Origin of the sequence: Streptomyces sp. NPDC096339 (assembly GCF_044762985.1) — a bacterium.
Taxonomy (GTDB): Bacteria; Actinomycetota; Actinomycetes; order Streptomycetales; family Streptomycetaceae; genus Streptomyces.
The window spans coordinates 344,406-369,276 of sequence record NZ_JBIWFI010000001.1; the positions used below are offsets into that span (position 1 = coordinate 344,406).

The 24,871-nt window shown below is 70.1% G+C and carries 23 protein-coding genes and 1 pseudogene; 14 read left to right on the plus strand and 10 right to left on the minus strand.

Translation table 11 applies throughout. The features are described 5' to 3' along the window. Nucleotides 1-31: 31 nt before the first annotated feature. On the minus strand, nt 32-541 hold the full coding sequence (locus ACIQ5Y_RS01655) for a hypothetical protein (RefSeq protein WP_403873838.1): 510 nt from the start codon (nt 539-541) through the stop codon (nt 32-34). A gap of 309 nt (nt 542-850) precedes the next feature. Here ACIQ5Y_RS01655 and ACIQ5Y_RS01660 point away from each other — a divergent pair, with 309 nt between their 5' ends. Continuing rightward, the gene (locus tag ACIQ5Y_RS01660) at nt 851-1,726 is read left to right on the plus strand and encodes a glycosyltransferase family 2 protein (RefSeq protein ID WP_403873841.1); all 876 of its coding nucleotides are present in this window, start codon (nt 851-853) and stop codon (nt 1,724-1,726) included. Between the two features lie 245 nt (nt 1,727-1,971). Here ACIQ5Y_RS01660 and ACIQ5Y_RS01665 read toward each other — a convergent pair. Further along, nucleotides 1,972-2,151 (minus strand): annotated as a pseudogene (locus ACIQ5Y_RS01665) (sugar O-acetyltransferase); the annotation flags it as partial. 146 nt (nt 2,152-2,297) lie between these two features. Between ACIQ5Y_RS01665 and ACIQ5Y_RS01670 the strand changes: the two are divergent. After that, the gene (locus ACIQ5Y_RS01670; RefSeq protein WP_403873844.1) at nt 2,298-2,732 is read left to right on the plus strand and encodes a hypothetical protein; all 435 of its coding nucleotides are present in this window, start codon (nt 2,298-2,300) and stop codon (nt 2,730-2,732) included. Between the two features lie 144 nt (nt 2,733-2,876). On the opposite strand, the gene ACIQ5Y_RS01675 is transcribed toward ACIQ5Y_RS01670, so the two are convergent. Together ACIQ5Y_RS01675 and ACIQ5Y_RS01680 are read right to left on the minus strand one after the other, a co-directional pair. Further along, nucleotides 2,877-3,692, minus strand: a complete 816-nt coding sequence (locus tag ACIQ5Y_RS01675; RefSeq protein ID WP_403873847.1) for a nucleotidyltransferase domain-containing protein — start codon at nt 3,690-3,692, stop codon at nt 2,877-2,879. A gap of 142 nt (nt 3,693-3,834) precedes the next feature. Further along, on the minus strand, nt 3,835-4,395 hold the full coding sequence (locus tag ACIQ5Y_RS01680) for a DUF6817 domain-containing protein (RefSeq protein ID WP_403873850.1): 561 nt from the start codon (nt 4,393-4,395) through the stop codon (nt 3,835-3,837). Between the two features lie 412 nt (nt 4,396-4,807). Between ACIQ5Y_RS01680 and ACIQ5Y_RS01685 the strand changes: the two genes are divergently transcribed. The 4 genes from ACIQ5Y_RS01685 to ACIQ5Y_RS01700 are packed head-to-tail and all read left to right on the plus strand — an operon-like array spanning nt 4,808 to nt 9,152. Next, nucleotides 4,808-5,311 (plus strand): GNAT family N-acetyltransferase, encoded by a 504-nt coding sequence (locus ACIQ5Y_RS01685; RefSeq protein WP_403873853.1) that lies wholly within the window; start codon nt 4,808-4,810, stop codon nt 5,309-5,311. Further along, nucleotides 5,308-6,732 (plus strand): argininosuccinate lyase, encoded by a 1,425-nt coding sequence (gene argH, locus ACIQ5Y_RS01690; protein WP_403873856.1) that lies wholly within the window; start codon nt 5,308-5,310, stop codon nt 6,730-6,732. The genes ACIQ5Y_RS01685 and argH overlap by 4 nt, the downstream gene beginning before the upstream one ends. Nucleotides 6,733-6,760: 28 nt before the next feature. After that, entirely contained in the window at nt 6,761-7,960 is a 1,200-nt protein-coding gene (locus ACIQ5Y_RS01695; RefSeq protein WP_403873859.1) for an argininosuccinate synthase, read from the plus strand. A 7-nt stretch (nt 7,961-7,967) separates the two neighbouring features. Beyond that, entirely contained in the window at nt 7,968-9,152 is a 1,185-nt protein-coding gene (locus tag ACIQ5Y_RS01700) for an MFS transporter (protein ID WP_403873861.1), read from the plus strand. Between the two features lie 121 nt (nt 9,153-9,273). On the opposite strand, the gene ACIQ5Y_RS01705 is transcribed toward ACIQ5Y_RS01700, so the two are convergent. Next, a complete protein-coding gene (locus ACIQ5Y_RS01705; RefSeq protein WP_403873864.1) occupies nt 9,274-10,638 on the minus strand; it encodes a glycosyl hydrolase family 28-related protein in 1,365 nt (454 codons plus the stop codon). A 119-nt stretch (nt 10,639-10,757) separates the two neighbouring features. On the opposite strand from ACIQ5Y_RS01705, the gene dapE reads away from it, so the two are divergent. From dapE to ACIQ5Y_RS01720, 3 genes are all read left to right on the plus strand, one after another. Next, complete coding sequence (dapE, locus tag ACIQ5Y_RS01710; protein ID WP_403873867.1) at nt 10,758-11,858, plus strand: succinyl-diaminopimelate desuccinylase; 1,101 nt, start codon at nt 10,758-10,760, stop codon at nt 11,856-11,858. Between the two features lie 269 nt (nt 11,859-12,127). Beyond that, nucleotides 12,128-13,075 carry an SMP-30/gluconolactonase/LRE family protein gene (locus ACIQ5Y_RS01715; RefSeq protein WP_403873869.1) on the plus strand — a complete coding sequence of 316 codons (948 nt, stop codon included), beginning with the start codon at nt 12,128-12,130 and terminating at the stop codon, nt 13,073-13,075. A gap of 180 nt (nt 13,076-13,255) precedes the next feature. Further along, nucleotides 13,256-14,392 (plus strand): hypothetical protein, encoded by a 1,137-nt coding sequence (locus ACIQ5Y_RS01720; protein WP_403873872.1) that lies wholly within the window; start codon nt 13,256-13,258, stop codon nt 14,390-14,392. A 114-nt stretch (nt 14,393-14,506) separates the two neighbouring features. Here ACIQ5Y_RS01720 and ACIQ5Y_RS01725 read toward each other — a convergent pair whose 3' ends face one another. From ACIQ5Y_RS01725 to ACIQ5Y_RS01740, 4 genes are all read right to left on the minus strand, one after another. Further along, the gene (locus tag ACIQ5Y_RS01725) at nt 14,507-15,769 is read right to left on the minus strand and encodes an NADH:flavin oxidoreductase/NADH oxidase family protein (protein ID WP_403873875.1); all 1,263 of its coding nucleotides are present in this window, start codon (nt 15,767-15,769) and stop codon (nt 14,507-14,509) included. A 106-nt stretch (nt 15,770-15,875) separates the two neighbouring features. After that, a complete protein-coding gene (locus ACIQ5Y_RS01730) occupies nt 15,876-17,087 on the minus strand; it encodes an FAD-dependent oxidoreductase (protein WP_403873877.1) in 1,212 nt (403 codons plus the stop codon). 312 nt (nt 17,088-17,399) lie between these two features. Further along, nucleotides 17,400-18,605, minus strand: a complete 1,206-nt coding sequence (locus tag ACIQ5Y_RS01735; protein WP_403873879.1) for an MAB_1171c family putative transporter — start codon at nt 18,603-18,605, stop codon at nt 17,400-17,402. Between the two features lie 358 nt (nt 18,606-18,963). After that, entirely contained in the window at nt 18,964-19,575 is a 612-nt protein-coding gene (locus ACIQ5Y_RS01740; protein ID WP_403873881.1) for a hypothetical protein, read from the minus strand. A gap of 436 nt (nt 19,576-20,011) precedes the next feature. Here ACIQ5Y_RS01740 and ACIQ5Y_RS01745 point away from each other — a divergent pair, with 436 nt between their 5' ends. The 4 genes from ACIQ5Y_RS01745 to ACIQ5Y_RS01760 all read left to right on the plus strand — a co-directional run bounded on the left by ACIQ5Y_RS01745 (nt 20,012) and on the right by ACIQ5Y_RS01760 (nt 23,604). Beyond that, a complete protein-coding gene (locus ACIQ5Y_RS01745; protein ID WP_403873883.1) occupies nt 20,012-20,746 on the plus strand; it encodes a translation initiation factor IF-2 in 735 nt (244 codons plus the stop codon). Nucleotides 20,747-20,794: 48 nt separating this feature from the next. After that, nucleotides 20,795-21,208, plus strand: a complete 414-nt coding sequence (locus ACIQ5Y_RS01750; RefSeq protein ID WP_403873885.1) for an SgcJ/EcaC family oxidoreductase — start codon at nt 20,795-20,797, stop codon at nt 21,206-21,208. A 363-nt stretch (nt 21,209-21,571) separates the two neighbouring features. Then, entirely contained in the window at nt 21,572-22,252 is a 681-nt protein-coding gene (locus ACIQ5Y_RS01755; RefSeq protein ID WP_403873887.1) for an ArsR/SmtB family transcription factor, read from the plus strand. 38 nt (nt 22,253-22,290) lie between these two features. Beyond that, entirely contained in the window at nt 22,291-23,604 is a 1,314-nt protein-coding gene (locus ACIQ5Y_RS01760) for an MFS transporter (protein WP_403874479.1), read from the plus strand. Nucleotides 23,605-23,658: 54 nt separating this feature from the next. Here ACIQ5Y_RS01760 and ACIQ5Y_RS01765 read toward each other — a convergent pair whose 3' ends face one another. After that, nucleotides 23,659-24,348: a hypothetical protein gene (locus ACIQ5Y_RS01765; RefSeq protein ID WP_403873888.1), complete on the minus strand. Its 690-nt coding sequence runs from the start codon at nt 24,346-24,348 to the stop codon at nt 23,659-23,661. Between the two features lie 195 nt (nt 24,349-24,543). On the opposite strand from ACIQ5Y_RS01765, the gene ACIQ5Y_RS01770 reads away from it, so the two are divergent. Continuing rightward, nucleotides 24,544-24,834, plus strand: coding sequence for a hypothetical protein (locus ACIQ5Y_RS01770; RefSeq protein ID WP_403873890.1), 291 nt, complete (start codon nt 24,544-24,546; stop codon nt 24,832-24,834). Nucleotides 24,835-24,871: the final 37 nt, after the last annotated feature.

Below are 24,871 nucleotides of genomic sequence, written 5' to 3' on the forward strand. Positions count from 1 at the left end.
ACCCCGACGAGGTCAGGACGTTGTACGCGTGTCAGTGGCCGTTCACGGCCTTGACCACCGCGACCGCTGTCCCGATCGCCGCATCGATCGCCCCGGCGAGCAGCGCGAACGCCGTCCCCCCTCCCATCCGGATCCCGCCGTAGCACCCCCACGCGAACAGGGTGGCGACGTTGACCCCGGCAGCCGTGTAGAGCGCCGTCTCCAAGCCGATCACTCCCAGTGCCGCGACCCCGATCAGAATGAGCGGCCCCACGGCGGACAGTAGGAGCGGACTGCTGACGAACAGCATCGCGCGCAGTTCCCGCCCCCGCGCAAGGGCACCGTGCGTCACTCGATGAGCCTGCTGATCGGCGACCAGCGCCGCCATCCACAGGCCCACCGCGGCGGTCGCGACCGTCGCCGCGGCTCCGGCGACGTCGAGATGGCTGCCGCCGGCGAGCCCGATGACTACGGAGATCATCGTGATCGTCGCGTAGAGCCTCTCCTTGAGGTGGGCCGCGGCCATCGCCGTACCCGATGCGTCCGCCACGTGCTCCGTCACGGCACCCACCGTAAGGCTCGGTCTCAACGGGTACTTGGAGCAACACCCGACGTCCCGGCGGCGAGGGTCAGCGCCACGCAGTCCTACACGACGGGCGGCCTGCCCAGCGCGGCCATCCGCGCGACGGTCCGCCACCGCATCGGTTCGCGGGGCCGGCATCGCCCCGCTCCTCGTGTTTTCCGACCTCGGAGCCCTCAGCGTGCCGATTGACGTGGGATGGCACGTGGCGGACATGTGTGCGAGGTGCTGAGGTGGCCACGTCCCGCGCGGCTAGCATCGGCAGTCTGCCGACCACTGGAGTTCGCCACTATGTCGTTGCCGCGTATCGGAGTGGTCATCGTGACCATGGGCACTCGCCCGCAGGAGCTGGATGCTCTGCTCGCTTCGGTGGAGAAGCAAGATGTGCCTGCGGCGCGGGTAGCTCTGGTGGGCAACGCAACGCCCCTCACCGAGATCTCGACGGAGGCGACCAAGATTCCGCTCGAGGAGAATCTGGGCTGCCCCGGCGGCCGCAACGTCGGTTTGAAGATGCTGCGCGACTCGGGCGAGGTCGACGTCGTCATCGAACTGGACGACGACGGCCTGCTCATCGCCAACGACGTGTTCCGTAAGGTCCAGCAGCTGTTCGCGGAGGACCAGAAGTTGGGGATCATCGGATTCAGGGTCGCTGACGAGCACGGACAGACGGAGCGACGCTGGGTGCCCCGGTTGCGTGCGGACGATCCGATGCGCCGCGGCTTGGTGACCGCGTTCCTCGGCGGTGGCCACGCATTCTCGATGCCCATGCTCCAGCAGATCGATCTGTGGCCGGCGGAGTTCTTCTTTGGGCATGAAGAGTCCGATCTCGCATGGCGTGCGCTTGATGCGGGGTGGAAGATCCTTTACGAACCCGAGCTCGTCCTCCAACATCCGAGGACCTCCCCCGCTCGACACGCGGTCTACTACCGGTTCACCGCCCGAAACCGTGTCTGGCTGGCCCGCCGCCGACTCCCGATCCCCCTGATTCCGGTCTATCTCGGCGTATGGATCCTCCTCGCCATGGTGCGGATGCGATCCCTGGCGGGCGCGAAGGCATGGTGGGGCGGTTTCCTCGAGGGTGCGCGAACGCCATGTGGCCCGCGCAAGCCGATGAAGTGGCGCACGGTTTGGCGTATGACCCGGCTGGGGCGCCCACCGATCCTCTGAATGGTCCTCGCCCAGTGCCCGGTCGTCTCAGGGTCTGCTGGCTACGGGGGCAGGTGCACGGTCGTCCCGGAAGGGCCGGGACTCACTTCCGAGTGGCTGCGGAGATCCGTTCTGCGACCTGGCTGGCCTGGGACGCGGAGTCAGCGGAAGAGGAGATGTAGACGGCGATGGCCACTGGCCAGCCGGCCGAGGTTCGGGTGGCAGACAAGGCCCAGGCGGCCGAAGCGGAGGGCACCCACGTGCCGAACGAGTCCCCGAGCGCCGACCGCATCGGCCACGACCGCGCTGGCGGCAACCACGGCGTCACGGCCGGTGCTGACGCCGGGCAGGATCGTGGAACCGGCGCCGATCCACACGTTCTCCGCCACGTCAATGGGTGCGCCGGTGAGGTACAGCCGCCGCTCCTCGGGATCAACCGGGTGGCCGCTTCGTCCTCAAACCCCCGCCCGGCCGGAGCGACTTGATCGAGTCGCCCGGATGTGCGAACACGGCGCATGGAGCGCTTTCATGTCGACAGGAGGAAATCCGGATGGCACACATACCTGCCCCCGTACAGCAGGACGTTCACGTCGTGGATGGCATGTTCGGTCTGGTTGATGAGGCGTGCGTGGGCGACGGGCTGCCCGGCCCCCTCCCAGGAAGTGACTGGGTGCACGCAAGTCCCGGCTCGGTGTTCTTGCAGACGACCGACCGCCTGGTCCTCAAGGCGAGGCTGCGGGTCGAAGTGTGGGACGCACGCGCTGAGATCGATGAAACGTACTGGCGCGACCGGGTGTGCCTGTCGCTGGATCTGCCCACGGCACGGTTCATGGTCGACCAAAGCGACGCCGGCTGGGCCGATGGACCACGCCTGTCGACGCCCGGCCCATGGCAGCTGCGGATCAGCCGACGCGAAAAGCCCGCGGAACTCCCCTGGGAGGCCGCTGCGAGCGACCTCGTGGGTGCGTGTTTCCTCCTGCAGTTCTGGCCTGCCGAACCGCGGCCTTTCGGGGCACGGACCGGCTGATCAGGTCTCGTGGTCTGGTGGGCACCGTCAAGCCTCGGCAAGTCGTGCGTCACCGCTTGCGGCCCCGCGAAACGCCCAGGCTTCGCGGGAGCTGCCCCAGCCGGCCGCCCTCGACGACGGCCGACTACGTCACCGTTGCTCCCCTCAGGACGTGAGCCGCTCGCACACCTCGGCAGCGAGCGCGTCAGCGGCATCGAGCGCGGCGGACAGTACGTCTGGGACCGTGCCGAGCATGGCGAACAACGCCTGGGCCCGCGCGGAGAAGTCGGCAGGGGCAGCCGGGAGTTGTCCCGCAGCCTGAACGGCTCCCTTTTCGTTCAGCACCCAGCAACCCGCGTGGGCATGCAGTCCCTGCACCAGAAGCCCCACCGCCCGGAAGAGGCAGCCGGCGACATAGAAGGAGTCGCCGCGGGCCGCGCCCTTGCGGGCGTTGGCCAGCGTGAAGGGAACCTCCCACCGCGCGTTGGCGATCAGCGCGTCACGCAACTGCTCCGGATAATGGCGGGTCTCCTGCTGCAGGGCCCGCAGTTCGCCACCGGGATCAGCGAGAACGCGTCCAACGGCCACCTCGCCGACATAGGCGTGGGAGTACACCCCAAGCGGGTGACCGGCCTGAATACCCAGTTCGAAGCGCCCCTCCTGGCACTGGTCCCAGATCCGGTGAACGCGGTCCAGGTCGCGGTAGATCCAGTCGACACGGAAGCCGTCGACGATCAGCCAGGCCCCACCATCCACCCACGGGCCCCAGCCGCCCGGTTCCGTCACCTCGACAGACTCACCGGTCAGCTCGGACGCGAGTCGGCGCAGGGCAGCAGTGTCCAGGGGTGTCCGGTAGTACAAACCGAGATCGAAATCGGAGTCAGGCTGATGGGTTCCCCTCGCTCGGCTGCCGCCCAGACACACACCGACCACTCCGTCGACGTCGGCCAACCTTTTCGCAATCTCCATCAAGCGCTCCATGCGCCAGAGTCTGCCGAACGAGGTCACTCTCTGCGACCGGTTTTCTCCATGCCCTCGGCCCTCGGCCCGGCTGGTCCGTGGCCTTGGGCCGGGGGCGCGGGCCGGGAACCGCACACGCGAGCCGTTCACGGGCCCGCACGGTTCAGCCGAGGACCGCCGTCACTTCTCGGCGGGTCGCCTCCGACAGGAGCGGAGTCCAGCGTGTGAAGAGTTCGAGCAGGTCCGCCCCGTTGCGCTCGCGGAAGGACGCGTTCACCTTGGCCAGGTCCAGTTCGTTGGCCACCGTGAGCTCGGCGAAGTCGCGGCGCTGCTGCAGGGACGGAGTGAACTCCTCGCCGGTGAAGCGGTCCCGGAAGGTCACCGACGCCTCGTCCGGGGCGGCGAGGCTGGGGTAGGAGGCCTTGCGGTCGCAGCTGGCGTAGAAGTACACGAGCTCTTCCGCCTCCTCGCCGATCGCCTCGGCGAGGCGGGTGCGCTCGGAAAGTTCCAGGAGGCTCAAAGGCAGCCCGTCCGTGCCGTAGAAGGCGTGGCACAGGGCCGCGGTCTGCAGAACGGGGCGTCCGCCCCACTCGGCGACCAGCGCCTCGACGCGCAGCAGGTGGGTCAGAAGGGTACCGCCGGAGTGCTTGGTGGTGTCGGCTCCCAGCTCCTTGAGCAGGGCAATCGCCGGAGTGTCCGTGTGCTTGTCGTCGCTGTGCATCATGCGCACATCATGACGAGGTACCCGCGCCGGCGTCCGCCGGGACCGGAATACGGACACCGAGGGCACCCCTTGAGGAGCAGGTCGCCGCGCGCGGCGGCACGCCCGATTCCCGGGCACCCCGCCCTGACATCGGGGCCGCATCCGAAACGGATAGGGAATTCATGACTCCGCAACGAGCCATTCGGCTGCACCCGTCCACGATCAGAGACGGCATTGACAGGAATGTGTGACCGCCGCGTAATGTTCCCCGTGCCGGATGCAACACCCCGCATTTTGACGCCACTTCACCGCACTTTGGGTTTCGCCCACGCGCACGAAGAACAGGGGAATACCGTTGTCTGCACAGACGACGCTGCTCACCAGAACCGAGTTACAGCGCCGCCCACTCACCCGCGACGAAGCGGCCACAGTGGTGACGGAAATTCGCCGGTCGCCCAAGATAACCGGCTACAGCACTGCCGAGTGGACGGGCCGCCGCGACACCTTCGCCCTCGTCGACCGCGCCTCCGGGGAGCTTCTCGGAGCCCTGCTCGTCCACCACCTGCTCGGCAACTGGTGCGAGATCGCGGTCGTCTTCATCCCCGAGGCCCATCGTGGCCAGGGCTATGCGCGCCAGCTGCTGGGCGGCGCACTGCGCACTCTCGCGCCCTCCGGGAAGCGGCTGTTGCTCTTCTTCTCGGAGCCGGGCCCCATGGAGACCCTGGTCCGGGAGTCCCGTTTCGAGGTGTTCGCGGACGAGGAGTCCTTCGTCGCGGACCGGCCCGGCCGGCGCCTCTACCTCTCCCTCGTCTACCGGACCCAGTGGTTGTGGAGTCTGTACCGCATCCGCGAAATGCGCCGAAAGAAACGCGAACTGAACTGCTCGTTCGCATTTAAAGTAGCTCTTCTCGAACCGAATGGGCACAGGGAATCGTGATATCGGAATCAGAATCTTCGCTCTGGGGCGGCTGGCTCACCGGCGGAGATTCTCTGCTCGAAGAAGTCAATGCATCCGTCCGGTTCGACCAGCGCCTCGCATTACAGGACATCGACGGATCCATCGCGCACGCAGAAATGCTCGGCGAAACCGGAGTGATATCCGCCGACGATGCGAAAATCATCGTCGACGGGCTGGAAAGGGTCCGTGCCGAGATCAGCGCCGGAGCCTTCGTCTTCGACCCGGCCCTTGAAGACGTCCACATGAACATCGAGTCGCGGCTCCGCGACATCGTCGGCCCGGTCGCCGGTCACCTGCACACCGGCCGTTCCCGCAACGACCAGGTGGCCGTGGACGCCAAGCTGTGGGTACGTGATGCCATCGACCGGCTCGACGCGCTGCTCGCCGGCACCGTCGACATCCTCGCCGAGCGCGCCGAAGCCCACCACGCCGATGTGATGCCCGGTTTCACCCACCTCCAGTGCGCCCAGCCCGTGACCATCGGGCACCATCTCCTGGCGTACGGGGAGATGTTCCTGCGCGACCGGGACCGGCTGCGCGACGCCCGCCGCCGGCTCGGTGAGTCTCCGCTGGGCGCTGCCGCCCTGGCAGGCACCGGTTATCCCATCGATCCGGCCGCCACCGCCCGGCGGCTCGGCTTCGACTCCATCACCCGCAACTCGCTGGACGCGGTCTCCGACCGCGACTTCGTCCTCGACTTCCTGGCCGCCGGGGCCACCCTCGCCGTGCACGCCTCCCGCCTGGGCGAGGAACTCGTCCTCTGGAGCACCCCGCAGTTCGGCTTCGTGGTCCTGCCCGAAGATCTCTGCGCCGGGTCCTCGATCATGCCGCAGAAGCGCAACCCCGACCTACCGGAGCTGATGCGCGCCAAGTCGGGCCGTGTCTTCGGCAATCTGATGGCCGTGCTGACGGTGATGAAGGGCCTGCCGCTCGCCTACAGCCGGGACATGCAGGAGGACAAGGAGGCGCTGTTCGACTCGGCCGACCAGCTGGAGCTGATCGTCCGGAGCAGCGCCGCCATGCTGCGCGGCATCACCTTCGTGCCGGAACGCACACGAGCCGCCGCCGAGCTGGGCAACACGGTCGCCACGGACCTCGCGGACTGGCTCGTCACGGAGCAGGGGCTGCCGTTCCGCGAGGCGCACAGTGTGGTCGGCGGTCTGGTGAAGTGGCTCGGCGTCCAGGGCAAGGAACTGCGGGACGCCACGGTGGCGGAACTCGCCACGTTCGACGTACGGCTGACCGGGATGCCCCCCGAGGTGCTCACCGTCGACCACGCCGTGAGCCGTCGCCGCTCCCCCGGTGGCACCGCCCCCGAGTTGGTCCGGGCCGCCGCGCGTGAGCTGCGGCGCCGCAACGCCGAGTCGGCGCCCGCGGCGGCCCGCCCCGTCACCCGTTGATGTCCCGTCACACGCAAGGAGTCTGACCATGGCTTCGGCCAAGCGTGTCGTGCTCGCCTACTCGGGCGGCGTCGACACCACTGCCTGCATCCCCTACCTCCGCCACGAGATGGGCTGCGAGTTCATCGTCGCGATGGCCGCCGACCTCGGCCAGGGCGACGAGCTGGAACCGATCCGCCAGAAGGCGCTGGACGCCGGCGCCGACGTCTCCCTGGTGGTGGACGCCAAGGAGCGCTTCGTGCGCGAGTACGGCTTCCCCGCCGTCAAGGCCAACGCGCTCTACGACGGCCAGTACCCGCTCTCCTCCGCGCTCGGACGCCCGCTCATCGGCGACCTGCTGGTCGAGACCGCCCACGCCTACGAGTGCGGATCCGTCGCGCACGGCTGCACCGGCAAGGGCAACGACCAGGTGCGCCTGGACCTGACGGTCGCCCTGCTCGACTCCGGGTTGAAGATCCTCGCGCCGGCCCGGGAGTGGTCCTTCAGCCGCGCCGAGACCATCGCCTACTCGGAGAAGTTCGGCATCGCCGGGCACGTCTCCAAGGAGAAGCCCTGGGCCATCGACCTGAACGTCCTGGGCCGCAACGTGGAGGCTGGCCTCATCGAGGACCTGGCCTGGGAGCCGACCGAGGAGGTGTGGTCGCTGACCCTCCCCGCCGAGCGGGCACCGGACACCCCCGAGTACGTCACGATCGGCTTCGAGGCGGGCGTCCCCGTCGCGCTGGACGGCGCACCGCTGGGCCCCACACAGCTGGTGGAGAAGCTGAACACGATCGGCGGCCGGCACGGCATCGGCCGGATCGACATGCTGGAGAACCGCGTGGTGGGGGTGAAGTCCCGGGAGCTGTACGAGGCTCCGGGCGTGCTCCTGCTCATCCAGGCGCACCGGGAGCTGGAGCAGCTGACCCTGCCGGCGGACGTGCTCGCGCACAAGCTGCCGCTGGAGGCCGCATACGCCAAAACGGTCTACGACGGGCTGTGGCACGGTCCGCTGCGGGCAGCGCTGGACGCCTTCGTCGAGTCCACCCAGCGCCATGTGACGGGCGAGATCCGCCTGAAGCTGTACAAGGGCCGGGCGAGTGTCGCCGCCCGTCGGGCCGAACGCTCGCTGTACCGGCACGACTTGGTCACCTACGGGCCGGAGTGCACCTTCGACCAGTCCAGCGCGGAGGGTTTCATCGACATATTCGGCCTGCCCAGCCGGGTGTGGAACTCGGTGAACGGCTGACGGTCCGATGACTGAGCAGCTCCAGTCGGTGCGTACCGGTCGGCGCGGCCGCGCCGAGGCCGTCGGACCGATCGTGATCATCGGGGTGTTCGGGGTGACCCTGGGCATCACCTACCCGCTGTTCTCGCTGATGCTGGAGCGGCAGGGTGCCTCGTCCTCCCTGGTGGGCCTGAACGGGGCGATGACCCCGCTGGGCATGGTGCTGTCGGCGCCCCTGGTCCCGGCGGCGGTACGCCGTTTCGGGCCGGGGGCGGCCATGGCCGCGGCCTCGGTCGGGGCCGCGGCGCTGCTGGCGGCGCTGGCGGTCACGGACGCGCTGTGGCTGTGGTTCGTCCTGCGCTTCGTGCTCGGCGCGTGCGCCGTGGCCATGTTCATCCTCAGCGAGACCTGGATCAGCGAGATCGCCGACCAGGCCGGCCGGGGTCGGCTGCTGACGGCGTACACGTCGGTCCTCGCGCTGGGCTTCTGCGTGGGGCCTGCCGTGCTGACCGCCACCGGCAACTCCGAGGGCGCGGCCCTGGCCGTGGCCGTCCTCAGCCCGCTGGTCGCCCTGTGGCCCCTGTGGTCGGGGCGGCGGCGCATCCCGACGATGGCGGCGGCGGGCTCGGTACCGGTACGGGCCCTGGTCCGGCTGCTGTCGGTGCTGCTGGTCGCGGTGCTGGCGGTGTCCGTGTTCGACGCCGTCACCCTGCAGTTCATCCCCCTCTACGGCGAGCGGGCCGGCCTGACCCCGGGGCACGCGGCGTTCACGCTGACCGTGCTGCTGATCGGGCAGATGCTCTTCCAGTACCCGGTGGGCTGGCTGGCCGACCGGGTGGGAGCGCGGACGGCGCTGATGTTCACCCTCGTCACCGGCACGGCCGGGGCACTGGTGCTGCCGGCGTTCGTGGGCAGCGGCCTGTGGCTTTGGCCGATGGTGGCGCTGTGGGGCGGCATCGCGTTCGCCGGCTACCCGATCGTGCTCACCCTGCTGGGGGAGGGGCTGCGCGGGACGAGCCTGCTCATGGGCAACACGGCGTTCGCCATCGTGTGGGGCATCGGCGGGGTGCTCGGTCCTCCGTACGCCGGTGCGGCGACCGACTGGCTGGGCGAGAACGGGATGCCGTACTCCTTGGCGGTGCTGTGGCTGGTGGCCCTCGCCGTGACGGCGGTCGGCTTCGCGGCGGCTCGCCGAGGTCCGGCCGCCCGATGACGGGGCGGCCGGCACGCTTCATGCCCCCGGCACGGTAGGAGATCGGCGCGGGCGACGGCCCACCGCGGGCCGCAGCCGATGGTCCGTGCACGAACGTCGTCCGCGCACGGGCCATCGGAGGTTACGCGTTGAGCGCCGACCAGAGCCACTGGCCGCCGACCCGGACGTAGAGCCGCTTGTTCGCGGAGTCCACTGCCATGGTGCCGTCCAGGGGCTGACGGGTGAAGGAGGCGTCGGTGACCGGGCCGGGGACCAGTCGCAGGGGCGGGTTCGGCGCGTTCTTGACGGGGATCGTTCCGGTCGCCTGGGCGCCGAGGGTGCCGTAGCTGTTCTCCACCCGGAAGTCGCCGGTCGAGGACTGCTCGTAGTAGATGTGGGTGCCGGTGGGCGCGGTGGCGTAGAGCCCGACGACGTTGCGCAGCACGGCGGTGGAGCCCGGGCCCGAGTAGAGCGCGACGCCCGCGTTGACGGTGGCCTTGTCCCGGTTGGCGATGACCACGTTCTCCAGCGCACTGGCGCTCGCCGCCCAGCTGATGATGTTGCGCGCGGTGGCCGAGGTGCCGGCGGCGAAGTCACCGGCGTAGCAGTAGATGTTGGTGGCGTAGATGTGCCTGCAGCCCGCGTCGGTCTTCAGGTGCGGGCCGCCCTGCATGCGGGAGGTCTCGAACTTGCAGTCGGTGATGTAGATGCCGTTGGGGTTGTTGGTGGTGACGGCTCCTTGGCCGATCCACAGCGCGCCGGTCCCGAACGCCTCCAGACGACAGCCGATGAAGTGGATCTGGTTGATGTTGTCCTTGCTGTGGCCCCAGGCGCCTTCGGTGGCGGAGGAGGCGTTGCGCAACCAGATGTTGGGCTGGGTCGTGCTGGCGGTGGTGCCGGTGCAGTCCTCGATGACCAGGTTGTAGAAGCGGGAGTCCCAGAACTCCACGGCGTCGATGCACATGTCCTTGTTCGAGGTCATGAAGACGTCGCGGAAGTAGGAGTTGTTGTTGTAGTAGAGCTCCAGCAGCAGGCCGGTCTTGCCGTTGCCGTTGAAGCCGAGGTTCTCGACGGAGCAGTAGCGGCGGTGGGTGGCCCCGGTGGAGTAGGCCGCTCCCGTGCCGGACATCCGGAGCAGGATGCCGTCACCGCCCTTGATCAGCATGGAGGCCTTGGCCCCGGCGCCGGCCAGGCGGATGCCGTCGGCCTTCACGGCCAACGCGGGTGTGCCACCGGCGGGCTTGACCAGGTATTTCCCGGCGGGGAAGTACACGGTTCCGCCGCCCGCCGCGGCCGCCGCGTCGAGTGCGCGCTGTACGGCGGCGGTGTCGTCGGCGGAGCCATCGCCGACGGCGCCGTGGCCCTTGACGTCGAACCAGTCGGGTGTTCCCGCGGCCGTGGTCGCTGCGGCGGCCGTACCGCCGCCGGATATCAGCGCGGTACCGGTGAGCCCCGCCACTGCTCCCGTGAGCAGTGCACGGCGGGCTGTCTTCGGCTGTTCGGTCATGGTCTCCCCCTCGCGATGACGGACAACAGAGATGATCTTGCCACCCGTCCCGTCGGCGCCGGTTGAAGGGTTGCGAGTCTCTCGGCGCGGCAGAGCCCGATCGGGGAACTCATCAAGGCATGCGACCCGTTCCCTTCGTGATCGACCTCCGTCTCGACGCAGCCGAACTGACCGCCCGGCTCGTCGACATCCCGTCCGTGAGCGGCACCGAGGAGCCCCTCGCCGACGCTGTCGAGCAGGCGCTGCGCGCCCTGCCGCACCTGACCGTGGACCGGTACGGCAACAACGTGGTGGCCCGTACGACGCTCGGCCGCGCCGAACGTGTCGTACTCGCCGGGCACCTCGACACCGTGCCGATCGCCGACAACGTCCCGTCCCGACTGGACGAGAACGGCGTGCTGTGGGGCTGCGGTGCCACGGACATGAAAGCCGGTGTCGCGGTCCAACTGCGCATCGCCGCCACCGTCCCGGAGCCCGACCGCGACCTCACCTTCGTCTTCTACGACAACGAAGAGACCGCGCCCCACCTCAACGGCCTCGGCCACGTCGCCCAGGCCCACCCCGACTGGCTGGCCGGTGACTTCGCGATCCTGCTGGAGCCCTCGAACGCCCGGATCGAGGGCGGCTGCCAGGGCACTCTCCAAGTGCGGCTGAAGACCAAGGGCGAGCGGGTCCGTTCGGCCCGGGGCCTGCCGGGGTCCAACGCCATCCACGCCGCCGGCCCGATCCTGGCGAGGCTCGCCGCGTACGAACCACGCAAGCCCGTGATCGACGGCCTGGAGTACCACGAGGGCCTCAACGCCGTACGGATCGACGGCGGCGGCGCCGGAAACGTCATCCCCGACACGTGCACGGTCACCGTCAACTTCCGTTACGCCCCCGACCGGACCATCGAGGAAGCGCAAGCGCACGTCCACGAGGTGTTCGCGGACTGCGGCGTGGACGAGTTCACCCTCCTCAGCGCCCGCACCGGCGCGCTCCCCGGACTCTCCCATCCTGCGGCGGCGGCCTTCATGGAGGCGGTCGGCGGACGGGCCATGCCCAAATTCGGCTGGACCGACGTCGCCCGGTTCAGCACCCTGGGGGTACCAGCCGTGAACTACGGACCCGGTGACGCGCTGCTCGCCCACAAACGTGACGAACGAGTGGACACCGAGGCGATCCTCCGCTGCGAGCAGCGGCTCCGCGATTGGCTGACACGACGGGCCCGCCGAAGCTGACTTGGCGGACGTGCGGGGCGAGGAGCGTGGGCCGGCCGACGAGTAGCCTTGCGCACGGCACCGGGCCCGCCCCCACTGAGCCTGGGGGCGGGCCCGGTGTGCGTACCGGGCGGGGCGTACCGGCACGGCCGGAATCCGCGCATCGGAGTGGCCTGCGGCACCGCCGATGGCGTGGCTCTCGTGACACCCGCTCCCGCTGCCTAGGGTCGGCGGGAGCAGGCCGGCACGACATACGGCTGCCGGCCGGTCACGGAACAGGTGGGTGAATCGTGGAACGCACCACTGCCAGGCCGCATGAAGACGAGCCCCCGGTCCCCGCGAGCCGGATCCGGCCCGGGCTGAGCCGGCGGCGCCTCGCCGCCCTCGCGGGATCGCTGCTCCTGTGCGTGCTGCCGGCGGAAGCCGTGGACGCCGCCGTACCGCACGACGTGCACCACCCGCACACCGGCCGGACGCTGTACGTGTCCGACTACGGCAACAACCGCGTGGTCTCCCTGCCCACCCGTGGCGGGGGCGAGAGCGTACTCGTCCTCGACGGCCTGGTGCGTCCGACGGGTCTCGCCTGGGACCGGGCGGGCAGTCTCTACATCGCCGACACCGGCAACAACCGTGTCCTGCGGCTGCTGCCGGACGGGGGCGGGCAGGCCACCGTTCCCACCGAAGGCCTCTCGCGCCCGCTGGGCCTGGCCGTCGACGCGTCCGGCAGTCTCTACATCGCCGACAGCTTCAACGACCGCGTCGTGAAGGTACCCGCCGACGGCAGCGGGCAGACCACGGTCCCCACGACCGGGCTGCTGCACCCCTGGGGGCTGGCCCTGGCGCCCGGCGGGGACCTCTACGTCTCCGACTTCGTCAACGACCGCGTCGTCAGGGTGTCCGCCGCCGGCGTCCAGACCACCGTCCCCACCGAGGGGCTGTCCCAGCCCACCGGGCTCGCCCTGAGCGCCAACGGAGACCTGTACGTCTCGGACAGCGGCAACAACCGCGTGGTGAAGATCGCGGCCGGGACCGGCGCGCAGACCACCGTCGGCTTCACCGGCCTGAGCAGCCCGCTCGGCCTCGCCCTCGACGACCGGGGGACCCTCTACGTGGCCGACGCCTTCAACAACCGCGTGGTCCGCCTCCGTACGAACGGCACCCAAGCCGCACTGAACTCGACCGGCCTCAACACCCCCACCGGCCTCGCCTTCCCGCCGCGCACCGGCGCAGACCATTAGCCCCGGCACCCCTGGGTGCGCGGTGCCGACAAGCGCCGCTCGCGCCGTCGCCGTCACGAGACCGGTGCTTGCTCCGGAGGTGCGCGAGGAGCGGCCGTGGTCGGTGAACGCCCAGTGGCTCGCGGGTGGCTGGGCCCGGAGGCCTCCTGACGGCTGCGGGCCGGCGGCTATGCTCCCGGGATGACCGAGCAGTCGCCCGCACCGCTGACCCTGGAGGCCGCCAGGGACCTTCAAAGCATGCTCCGGTGCGACATCGGGCCGGGTCTGGGCGAGCGGGAACTCGACGCGGTCGAGGAACGGTTCGGGTTCACCTTCTCGGCGGACCACAGGATCTTCCTCGCCGCCGGGCTCCCCCGCGGGTCACGAAGCTGGCCCGACTGGCGCGACGGCGACCCCGAGAACCTGGCCGGGCGGCTCTCCCGGCCCGTCGAGGGCGTGCTCTTCGACGTTGAGCACAGCGGTTTCTGGCACCCTGCCTGGCCTTCGAGACCTACGAGTACGTCCGGCGCGCTGCGAATCGCGCGGTGCGAGTTGGCGACCGTGCCGCAGTTGGTCCCCGTCTACAGCCACCGCTACCTGCCCGGCACGGCGGGCGAGTGGGGGCACCCCGTACTGTCCGTCCACCAGACCGACATCATCTTCTACGGGAACGACCTCGCCGACTACCTACGACGCGAGTTCACCGGCCGGTCGAGCAGTCTCCCGGCCCGCGCGACCGTCGACTTCTGGTCGTACTTCGTCGAGGCGGGTCCGGGCATCGACGTCACCGCGCCGACCCCGCACACCCCGTACGCCGTCAGCGCGCAGGAGGCTGTCGAGTACCTGCGGATGTTGGCACTGGAGCGCCTGATCGGCCGACGGCACGACCCGCACCACCTGATCGAGGCAGGGCTCGCGGCACTGGCCCTCGATGTCGAGACGGAGTCTCTTCCGCTGCTCGCCGGCCTGACGCGCACCGAGCACGAGAACGCCGATGCGCTCTTCGAGCGGGTACTGACCGAACTGGGCCTGTCCGAAGGCCATCCCGTGGGTGGCACCGGGATTCCCCGGGAGGCGGAGCGCTGGGAACTCGTGCGCTGGTGGCTGCGGCTGATCGTGAACACGAGCATGGCACCCGGGGCCGGTGGCGACGTCATCGTCCACGAGGGCTGGGGCCCGCTGGCCCGGCCGCAGGCGCTCAAGCCCCTGGTCGACGAGGTCTACGAGTACAACGAGTGGACCGCGATCCGGGGCGGCACGCGCGAGCAGCGGGCCGGAGCGATCGTCGCGGAGGCCGAGCGGCTGCTCGCCGGTCCCTGGCCGCCACCGCTCGACTGAACTCCCGGCGGGCCGCGGGTGGAAGAACCGGGACCGTCAGGCAGGTACCGATGCCTTCCCCGGGCCCGACCTGAACCGGGTCGGGCCCGGGGTGGCGTCCGTCGGGCCCGGCCGTCAGCCGTTGAGGGGGGTGGTCGCCTCCGGTGCCGGGTTCTGGGCGAGCCACCGCCCGTACGCCCGGATCATCCCCCGGTTCCGCAAGGTGTCCAGGACGAGGGCGACGCGCGCGGAGGTCCGCGCACGAGGCGCGCGGCCTCGGGAGATGCGGCTCATGTGTACCCGGACGAGGGCCAGGACGCCGGCGCTCGCGATGTCCGTGTCCCGCCAGTTGAGGCGCGGTGCGGCAACCTCGATGTCCTCCCCCGCCTGCCAGCGTGCGGGCAGGTCGGGGTGGAGCGCGAGGGCGGTGGCCAGGCCGACCATCGCGAACCCGCTCGCCAGGACGCGCTCGGCGGAGGTACGACGACCGATACCTCCCGTCAGCATGAGCGGCATGGGCGCGGAGGCGACGAGCCGCTCGGCGATGGCGAGGAAGTAGGCCTCCCGGCCGAGTTTCCTGTCGTCGGCCGTGCGGCCCATGGTCGCGGCGCTCTCCATGCTTCCGCCGGAGAGCTCCACCAGGTCCACGTCGAGGTCCTTGAGGAACGCGAGTACCTGTTCCACCTCGTCCACGTCGAAGCCGCCGCGCTGGAAGTCAGCAGTGTTGATCTTGATGCCCACGGCAAAGCCCGGGGAGACCGCCGCGCGGACGGCGCGCACCACTTCCAGGAGCAGCCTGGCCCTGTTCTCCAGGCTGCCGCCCCACTGGTCCGTGCGGCGGTTGACCAGTGGGGAGAGGAACTGGCTGAGGAGGTACCCGTGGGCCGCGTGGATCTGGACGCCGTGGAAGCCGCTCTCCTCCGCGAGTCGTGCCGTGGTGGCGAACCGGTCGATCGTGGAGCGGATGTCAGCCTCGGTCATCGCCGTCGGGCGGGCGAACGCGCGCGTGTGCTTTCCGAGGCTGACGCCGATGTCGGAAGGTGCCCATGCGACACCGGGCAGATCCGACCGGACCTGCCGACCTGGGTGGTTGATCTGCATCCACACCTGGCCCCCTTCCGAGCCGGCCGCCGCGGCCCAGCGGCGGAAGGGGGCCAGGTCGGTTCCGGCGTCCAGCACGATCGTTCCCGGAGAGGTGAGGGCCCGCCGGTCCACCATCACGTTCCCCGTGATGATCAGTCCGCTTCCGCCGCGTGCCCAACTGCGGTAGAGCTCCTCGATCTCGGGACCGGGCAGCTGTCCGGGCTGGCGGGCGAGGCTCTCCTCCATGGCGGCCTTCGCGATCCGGTTCTCAATGCGGCTGCCGTTCCGCAGTACGAGAGGTGTGGACAGATGCATGGACGGTTCTCTCCTGGATGTCGTGACGTGAGGTCTGGTCGGGGTCCGCGGGTGCGGTGCCGTGCGGTGCCGTGCGGTGCAAGGTCCGGCGTCGGCGGGGGTGGGGTCAGCGGCCTCTCAGTCTCAGAACCCGGCCCGCCGAGGCCCGGGCCCGGGAGAGACGTGCGGAGAGGCTCGGGGTGACGGGCCCCAGCCGCCACCCGCTCAGCCGGCCCGCCCGGGGAGCGGACCACAGGTGGGCGACCTCTTCGGCGATCGCGTGCTGGGCCCTGCGGGACGCCGCCGGGTGGCTGATGCCGTGTCCGAGTGCCGCTCTCAACGCCCGCGTGGAGGCTTCGGCGGCCAGTGCCCCTCGCGCGTCCAGAGGGCTGAAGGTCGCCAGGGCGTCCCCGATGACGACGATGCCGCGGGGCCCGCGGATGTGCTCGTACCGGTGCCAGCGCAGGGCCGGATCAGGTGTGACGACCGGGTCGCCCGCGGGCTCCGCCTCGGCGATGAGCCGGCCGACGCCGGGGTCCGACAGGGCCAGCGCGGCTTCGGCGAAGGTGTCCGCGCGGGCGATCCGCTCGCGATCGGGGGCCGTCTGGGTGACGGCCCACGTTCCGTTCTCGACCGGGACGAGCACCGCGCTGCGGGCGCCGTCCGCGACAGCGGTGGGGGGAGTGTCCGCCCGACCGTCCGGCGCCCGGTAGAGACGGCTGGCGCAGAACCCGGCTGCGCCTCGCCGAGTGACCGGCACGGCGACCACACCGAGTTCCCTCAGCCAGGTCGCGGTGCACGCGTCGGCGCCGCTCGCGTCGACGACGAGTTGGGCGGTGACCTCCTGCTCCGGACCGTCGTCGAACCGTACGCGCGCGCCGAGGACCGCGGACTCGTCTCCGATGAGTCCGACGGCCCGGGCGCCGTCCAGGACGGTGGTGCTCCGCTCGTTCGCGGGGTTGGCGGCGATGACCTCGCGCAGCACACCGGTCAGCAGGTCGCGGCTGCAGGTCAGCAACTCGTGCTTCTCCCCCGCCTGCGGGGGAGTACGGGACAGGTGGCCGCCGGCCGGGAGAGGAAACGTTCGAGCACCACGGTGCCGCAGCATCGGGCCCGAGCCGTACGCCAGAGCGTTCACGTCCCAAAGCCCGCCGACGTGGAGGACCCCGCCGCGCCGAGCGGGATCGGAGCCCCCGTCCCGTGGGCGGGTGATGGAGGCACCGCCTGCCAGCACGAGGACGTCATAGCCCGCGGACGCGACCACAGAGGCGGCCAGCAGGCCCGCGTACCCTCCGCCGATGATGAGGGCTTCGACGTGCTCCGGGTGTGTGGTGGTCATGGTCGTCTCTCTGTGAAGGACATCTGTGAAGGGCGGCTGTGAGGGGCCTCGGCGAGGGGCCTCTGTGCGGCGGGCGGAAAGGCGGCTCCCGGGCCCGCTCCCGCCGGACTCGCCGGAGCGGCGGTGACGAACAGCGGCGCGGCGACGAAGAGCCCCGCGGTGACGGGCCTCGGGAGCGGGCCCCGCGGTTTCTTCCGCGAGGCCCGGAGCTCGACGGCGGTGGCGGAGAGCAAGCCGGCTGCCGGGCACTGGTGCACCGGTCCCGCGTTCACCGAGGGCTTCCGTTGGTCACGTGGTGGGGAGTACGCATGATCAGTTGCTCTCCGAGCGGGCCGCGCCGACGGGGAAACCGGAGTGGTGGATCTTGGAGAACTGGATGCTCAGACGGGCAAGCCCGTCCGCTCCGGAGACGCGGGCAGGTGCCACGGCGCTCGCTTCGACGGAGTCGGGTGTCTGCCGGGACGCCTCTGCGCCGGCTCCCGCCGCGGCCGCCAGAGCCGCGTGAATCGTGGCCGCTTCCGCGAAGATGAGGGCGTCCTCCGGCTCGCAACCTTGTGAGGAGGCGTACCGCTCGGCGGCCTCGCGGTGGCTGCTCTCCAGGTAGGGCGCCAGGTTGAGCAGCCGGTCGGAGATCTCGGTGGACCTGGCCATCGCACGGATCTCCGGCGACGAGGTGGCGCTCATCCGCATGGGCTTGCCGGGACCCGCGAACGGTTCGAGCGCACGCCACAGGGGACCCATCGCCCGGTAGGCCCGCCAGGACGCCCACATCGACCCGATCCCCGGCCCGATGACAGGAAGCAGGAAACCGATCGTGGTCAGGCCCGCGCCCACCCCCGCGATAGGAGGGGCGACGTCGGTGCTGAGCCAGTCCCAACTGCCGGTACCGACCCAGCGGGCGCCGACGGCCAGGAACTTGAGCAGCGCGAACGACATGGTGAGGCCGAACGCGGCCACGAGGATGAGCAGGCCCCAGTGGGTCCACGCCGCCTGGAGGTCTCGGAGTTCACGGGCCCACCGCCAGCACTTCGTCGCCACCACGAGGCTCGTGGCGGTGTGCGCGGACAGGTAGAGGACGATCATCTCCCGCACGTACGGGGTGGTCGCGTAGAAGGTGTCGAAGTCGCGCTGCTGCTCGATGGGAACGTCGCTGAGCGAGAAGAGGACGCAGAACGTCACCATCACCGCGGCGGTCGCCGCGATCCACACCCTGGTGTGCCGCCGTATGGTCTCCTCGGGCCCGCCACGCCAGTGGATGACGAGCACCAGCGAGCCGCACGACAGGCACGACAGGAGGCAGTAGACGATGAGCGCCGAGATGTTGGAAACACCCGTGATCCGGTTGACCCGCTCGATCGTCGGTGGAGCACCGAACACGAAGCCCGCGGCCGAGCACGCGAGGATCGTGAAGATCGACTTCGTCATCGGCGAGTTCCAGGTGCGCCAGAACGACGGCGACTTCACCATCAATGCGATCGCCAGGACGCCGGCAGGTATGTAGTAGTCCGATCCGGTCATGCTCGGCGACCTCTGCCCGTACCGGGGGTCTGGATCCGGCCTGCGGGACCCCTGACCGGCACGGCACCTTCGCCCTCCAGGTGCTCACGCAGCCGTACTCCCCCCTGCAGCCCGCCCTTCGCGGTCTTCCGCTCGGTGGATCGCCGTGCCGGGTGGGTTCTCGGCGCCGAGCGCAGGCCATCGGGAGGTCTCAGCCCGCCGAGGGCCGCTGCCACCCCCTCGCGGAAATCGGACATCTTCCGCCCTTTCATTCGAACGCCCCCACGGTGTGTTCCCTTTGACGGCTGGTGAAGCCGCGGCCCGTCATGCCGCTTCCTGTGACCGGAGGTCAGGCCAGTCCCCTGCGTCCCGCCCGAATTCAGAAGCCGGAGCTTTCCCTTGTGATCGCGTCCACGAAGGCCATCAGGGCCTTCTCCAGGTTCGGCGGCAGTTCCTTGTTGCCGAGGCGGAGCTGGATCTGCATGGCGTGACGGTTCTTCACGGCCTCGGACGGGTTCTTGAGGAACGAGGTGAGGTACGGGATGACCTTGCTGTCCAGGACTCGTTTCACGGCCTCGGGCGGCGTGTGGGTGAAGTACTCGATGGGGACGTCGAAGAACTTGGCGAGGCCCGCGCCGTGCCAGATGTTCGGCGTGCTCCGATTCAGCAACTTGCCGTGCCACTGCGTGGTCATCCCGCTGCCGGCGGCGATCTCGGCGGTCGTGTACTGACGCCGGCCGCCCGTGTCCTTGTCCACCGTCAGACGGGTTTCCCTGAGGAACGCGATGCGGCGGGCGAGGTCGGCCGGGCCGGTTCTCGGCGATTCGACGCGTTCGCCGTCGAGCAGTCGCCGGATGTCCGCCTCGGGAAGGGAAGTATGGAAGGAGAGCTCCTGCATGTTGAAAACCGATGCTCTGTCGAGCCCCGATTCCGACCGGAGCTCCTCGACTTCTCTGACGGTTTCGGCGAGCTGCTCGTACCCGTCGCTCATGGACCCTCCGGGCAGGATGGAAGGGGGACATGTGGTTGGGGCAAGCCCGCGACCCACGCCGCCACTAGATCACGGAAACGGTCAGACTCACAATGGAACGATCGTTTCATGAGACGGGCGCCGATGTCGGCGTCGCCGGTCTCGAAGAACACGGCGGGCACGTCGAGAGCGCCCGCCAGGGCGGCCAGGACCTCGGGGGTGGACTGCGTCGCCTCGCCGAACGGCAGGCCGCCGACTGCGACTTGCGGGCGAAGCCGGCCTCCTGCGGGAGCATGAAGTCGCTGGACCGTGAGAGCCCTCGGTGCCGAGGTGCACGCCGCCGAACCTGACGGGCAAGCTCCCCCGCGAGTTCGCCGCACACGCCTGAGTACGATCACACGAGCCTCTGAGTACGCGAACGGATGCCGGCCGCGCGCGGCACCGGAAGGGTGGACGCATGCGCCGACCGCTGTTGCTCGCCCCGCTGTTGCTGTTCACCGCAGCCTGCGGGATTCCGCATTCCCCCGAGGACGAGGCGACGGACGCCGCGCGGGAGGTGGCCCGGAAGGCGGGCGAGCGGCTCTACGGCCAGCGTCCGCGTACGGCGGAGGAGGTCGGGCGCTCCGCTTCGGGCATCGACGGCGTGGAAGTGCTGCGGGTGTCCGGTACCTCGACGCACGACGGGGACGGTGTCCGCCTGGTCGTCCGCACCTCCGGCTCTGCGTACAGCGGATGGATCGAGGCCGAGGAACTCACCGTGCGGCGCTGTTTCGTGATGCGGGTGTCGCCCAAGTCGGAGTGGAGTGGGAGTCCCCATGACGCGGACTGCCCGGATGGCCCTGCGCTGACCTTCGCCCCGCCGCCCGAACCACCCAGGCTGCCGTACGAGGAGCTCCGCTCGAAACTCCCGCGGGTGCCGGAGGGTGGCCTGGTGGACGAGGCCGAGGTGCGCCGCACGCTCGCCGCCCTGGACATGGATCCGGCGATCCGTACCGAGGTGAAGGCGGACGGGGGCCGGGTCGGCGTGGTCCTGTCGGTGAAGGGGAACGGCTTCGACGCGCAGGACTGCCTTCTCGCCCGCGTGGCCCCCGGTGCCACCGAGGTGTGGGCGCCGCCCCGGATCCAGCGGATGCCCGGAGAGGGCGGCTGTACCGTCGCCAACGCCCTGGACCCACTGCCGCCACCGCACTGAACGGGCGCCCGGCCGCCCCTTGACCTCAACTCCACTTGAGGTAGCACCATGATCCGCATGAACACGGAATCCACGGCCCACGCGGCCGACCTCGAAGCGATCCACCGGCTCGTGGCCACCGTCGAGCACTCCCAGCAGCACAAGGACCCCGAGGAGTTCCTCGCCCTCTTCCACCCCGAGGCGATCTGGACGACGGGCGGCGGGAAGGTGCTCATCGGCCTCGACGCCATCTCCGAGTTCACCCGCGAGGTCCTGCCCGCGGACGACTGGGACGGCAAGGTCACCTACGAGGTGATCCATGTGTCCTTCATCCGCCCCGATGTCGCGGCGGTCAAGGTCCGTCAGCTCTACCTGACCCCGGGAGCCGAGAGCGAGGGCGCGCCGCTGTACGTGATGACGAAGCAGGACGACGGCCGCTGGTTGCTGGCCGCCTGCCAGAACACGGGGGTCGCTGCCGACTGATCAGCGGCGCGAGCTGCTTGACGTGCTCGGAACGCCGGCCGGGGTGGAGGGAGAGCCCATGAAACGACCGGTGGTTGGTCGAGGTTGCTCGACTGCGATGTTCGTTGACGCGTTCGCGTCTCCGATGAAGGATTCCGAGCATGTCGTTGCCTGCGGTTCAACATGACGCGTCCCCGGACTTGCTCCTGCTGATCTGGGGGATCCTGGCCATCGCTTTGGTCGGCGGCTTCCGAGCCGGAGGTACGGGCCCTCCGGCGCGGAGGCCGCGGGGGCAGGGAGCGGCCCGGCGCACCGACCAACTCTCCAAAGGAAATTCTGCAAAAATACTTTTGGGAAGCTTCCGGGAGCCTTAGCCTCCGTTGCATGGTCAGCGAAGAGCACAGACGCGTCCTCGATCCCGAGCGGGACGCCGCAGCCCTCAAGGCCCTCACGCACCCCTTGCGCATCCGGCTTCTCGGGTTGTTGCGGCAGGACGGCCCGGCAACCGCGAGTGAGCTCGCCGCCAGAACGGGCGAGTCGTCCGCCTCCGCCAGCTACCACCTGCGGGTCCTGGCGAAGTACGCGTTCGTCGCCGAGGCCGAGCATCGCGACGGGCGCGAGCGCCGCTGGCGGGCGGTGCACTCCGTGACCTCCTGGAGCAACCGGGCCATGGAAGCCTCACCGGACAGCCGGGCCTTCCTCAACTTCACCCGCAGGGGCCAGGTCGAACACCTGGAGGCATCGCTGGTGCGGCACGAGGCGGACATCGCCGCCGGGCGGCTGGGCCCGGAGTGGCTGGAGCCGGCCGGGATCGACGACTTGATGCCGCGCCTCACCCCCGAGTCGCTCACCGAACTCTGGGAGACACTCGACCGGAAGCTGGAAGAACTGACCCGGCGCGACGAAGCCGATCCCCGCGCCGCGCAAGTCGTGCTCGTCACCGCAGGATTGCCCCTCGCTCCCCACACCCCCGACGCGGAGCGGCCTGACATCCCCACCCCGGACACCTCCACCCCGCCGGACACATCCACCCTGCCGGCCACGGACCCCGAGGCGGCATCGTGACCCACGCGCCGGACCTACGCACGGCACGACGCCGCTACATGACGGTCTGCGTCCTCTTCTGGCTCCCCCTGGGGCTGGCCGTCACCCCTCTCATCCTGCTCTTCACCGAACGCGGCATGTCCCTCGCATCCATCGCGGGCCTGTTCGTCGCCTACTCGCTCACCGCCGCTGCCCTGGAACTGCCCACCGGCGGACTCTCCGACGTACTCGGCCGCCGGCCGGTCCTGGCCGCAGCCGGGCTGCTGAACCTGACCGCCTTCACCCTCCAAAGCCTGGGCACCGCAACCTGGATCCTCACGCTCGGCATGGCCCTGATGGGCGCGGGGCGCGCCCTGTCCAGCGGGCCTGCGGAGGCCTGGTACGTCGACACCGTCCAGACCCACTCCGGCCCCGACTCCGAACTGCGCACCGGGCTGGCCCGCGGCAGCTCCGCCACATCCGCCGCCCTCGCCGCGGGCACCCTTCTCGGCGGCGCCCTGCCCTGGCTCCTCGCGCTGGGACCCGACGCCGGCGCCCGGCTGAGTGACGCGACGTCAGGGCTGCTGATCCCGCTCTCCGTTCCACCGCTGCTGGCCGCAGCACTCGAGATCGCCTTCGTGCTGTACGTCCTCACCGCCCTCCCGGAGCCGCCCCGCCCGCCCGGCACACTGCGCTCCGTATTCCGGGGCATCCCGGCGACCGTCACCGACGGGCTGCGGCTCGGCGGACGCGACGTACTGGTCCGCCGCGTGCTCCTCAGCGCGGCGGCTGCCGGCAGCGCCCTGGCCACGGTCGAGCTGCTGACGCCGGGCCGTGCCGCGACGTTCACAGGAGCGCCCGAATCGGGGGCGCTGCTCTTCGCGGGGCTCGCCTGCGCCGGTTTCGTCTGCTCAGGGGTCGGGAGCCATCTCGCGCCGCTGACCGCACGGCTCGCGGGCAGCGGCGAACGCGCGGTCCTGGTGGGCCTGGGCATCGGCGTGAGCGGTCTGCTCCTGCTCAGCGCCACCGCCATGACCGCGGGCCCTGTCTCCTTGACCTTCGCGGCGGCCGGATACGGCCTGGTGTACCTCGGTCTGGGCGCCGCGGGACCGAGCGAGAACGAACTCCTGCACCGCAGAGTCCCCAGCACGGGACGCGCCACGGCGCTGTCCGTTCAGTCCCTCGCCCTGCAACTGACCGGGGCGCTCACTGGCCTGGCCGTCGGCAACCTGGCGCCCGGTCCGCTGCCCTGGCTGCTGGGAGCCGCTGTGCTGATGGCCGGAGCCCTCTTGTGGACCCACCACCGCAGTGAGCCCACCGCCGTCGATGCCGGCGGCCGCACGGCGCCTGAAGCGCACGTCATCGTGGTGGGCCATGGCGCGGACGGCACGTGAGGGACGGTCGGTGCAACCCCCGCGGGCCGGCCGGCACCACGTCATGGGTCGACTTCACCGGCCGGTTCCGGGGACGTGGCGAACGTCTTTGAGAGGCGCCGAGTGCTGTACGCCGAACCCTTCCACGACACCGGCACCGCTGCCGGTGTGCACGACCTCGAGCGCGACGCGGTCGTCCTGCAGGCGCAGGTCGATCCGCGCGCGGGCGGAGCCACCCTCGGAATTCATGTCCACGATCCGCTCATCCGGGTAGCCCGCACCGTTGAGCGCGGCCCGCAACTCAGCGGCGTTCCCACCGACGCCTTTGAGGGCAGAGGTGACGTGAGCGGCGAACTTGTCGGCCATGCAGATCTCGGGCGTGGTGAGGGTGACCGGCTCGAGGAGTTCAGCATCGGGCTTGGGGCGGGCGCCGTCGTCCACGGGGGCCGGGTCGGGACCGGAGGGCCTGGGCATACGGTCACCGGGGCTGCCGGTCGGGGTACCGGAGGACTCTTGTAGACCGTGCGGGACGTCTTCGGGCCCGGGATGATCGCCGGCCTTCGTCTCATCCAGCGGGGGGCATCCCTCAGTGATCTTGAGGGCCAATTCCATGAATTCCAGCGCCGACTTGTCCGTGTCGATACGTGCGGGGTTCGAGGTGACGTTCTCCGCGGCGATCGTTTTCGCGACAGGGTTGCCGGAGCAGGCCGTGAGAGTGACCGCGCCCAGCGCGAGGGTGACTGCGGCGTATGCGATTCGAGACATGCGGGCAACTTAAGGTCGCGCCTTGACGAGGGCATGAGTACGCATACTCATGCCGCAAGCGGACGAGTTGACTCCCGTCGTTCCACCTGATGAGCATGGCGGCACCGAACGGTGCGAATTTGATCACCCGTGTCGGCTCCAAACCCCTGGGAAAGGAAGCTGACAGGTGACGACCGGGAACGGCACACTGAGGACATGCGATATGAGGAGAGGGCCAAGCTTGCGGGCGTGAAAGCCCTGGTCCTGGTGGCCATCGTCGTCTCCTCACCCGTGCTGCTCGTGGCAGGGTCGCCGATCCGCCGCCGCTACCTCCGCCACGTCTACCGGGATGACGGCCCGAGCGTTCTGGACAAGGAGCGGGACTGGGTCAGCGCCCACTACTTCGTGGTCACCAACCCTGTTCTCGGATGGCTCTGCCGCCCCACGGAAGTACTCGCCCCTCTTCTCTCACGCCGAGGTCGCAGCCGATCTGACCTGCCGCTTTAGGCGCAGGCGTGCGGCGGGGTCGCGCCCGCGCATCGGT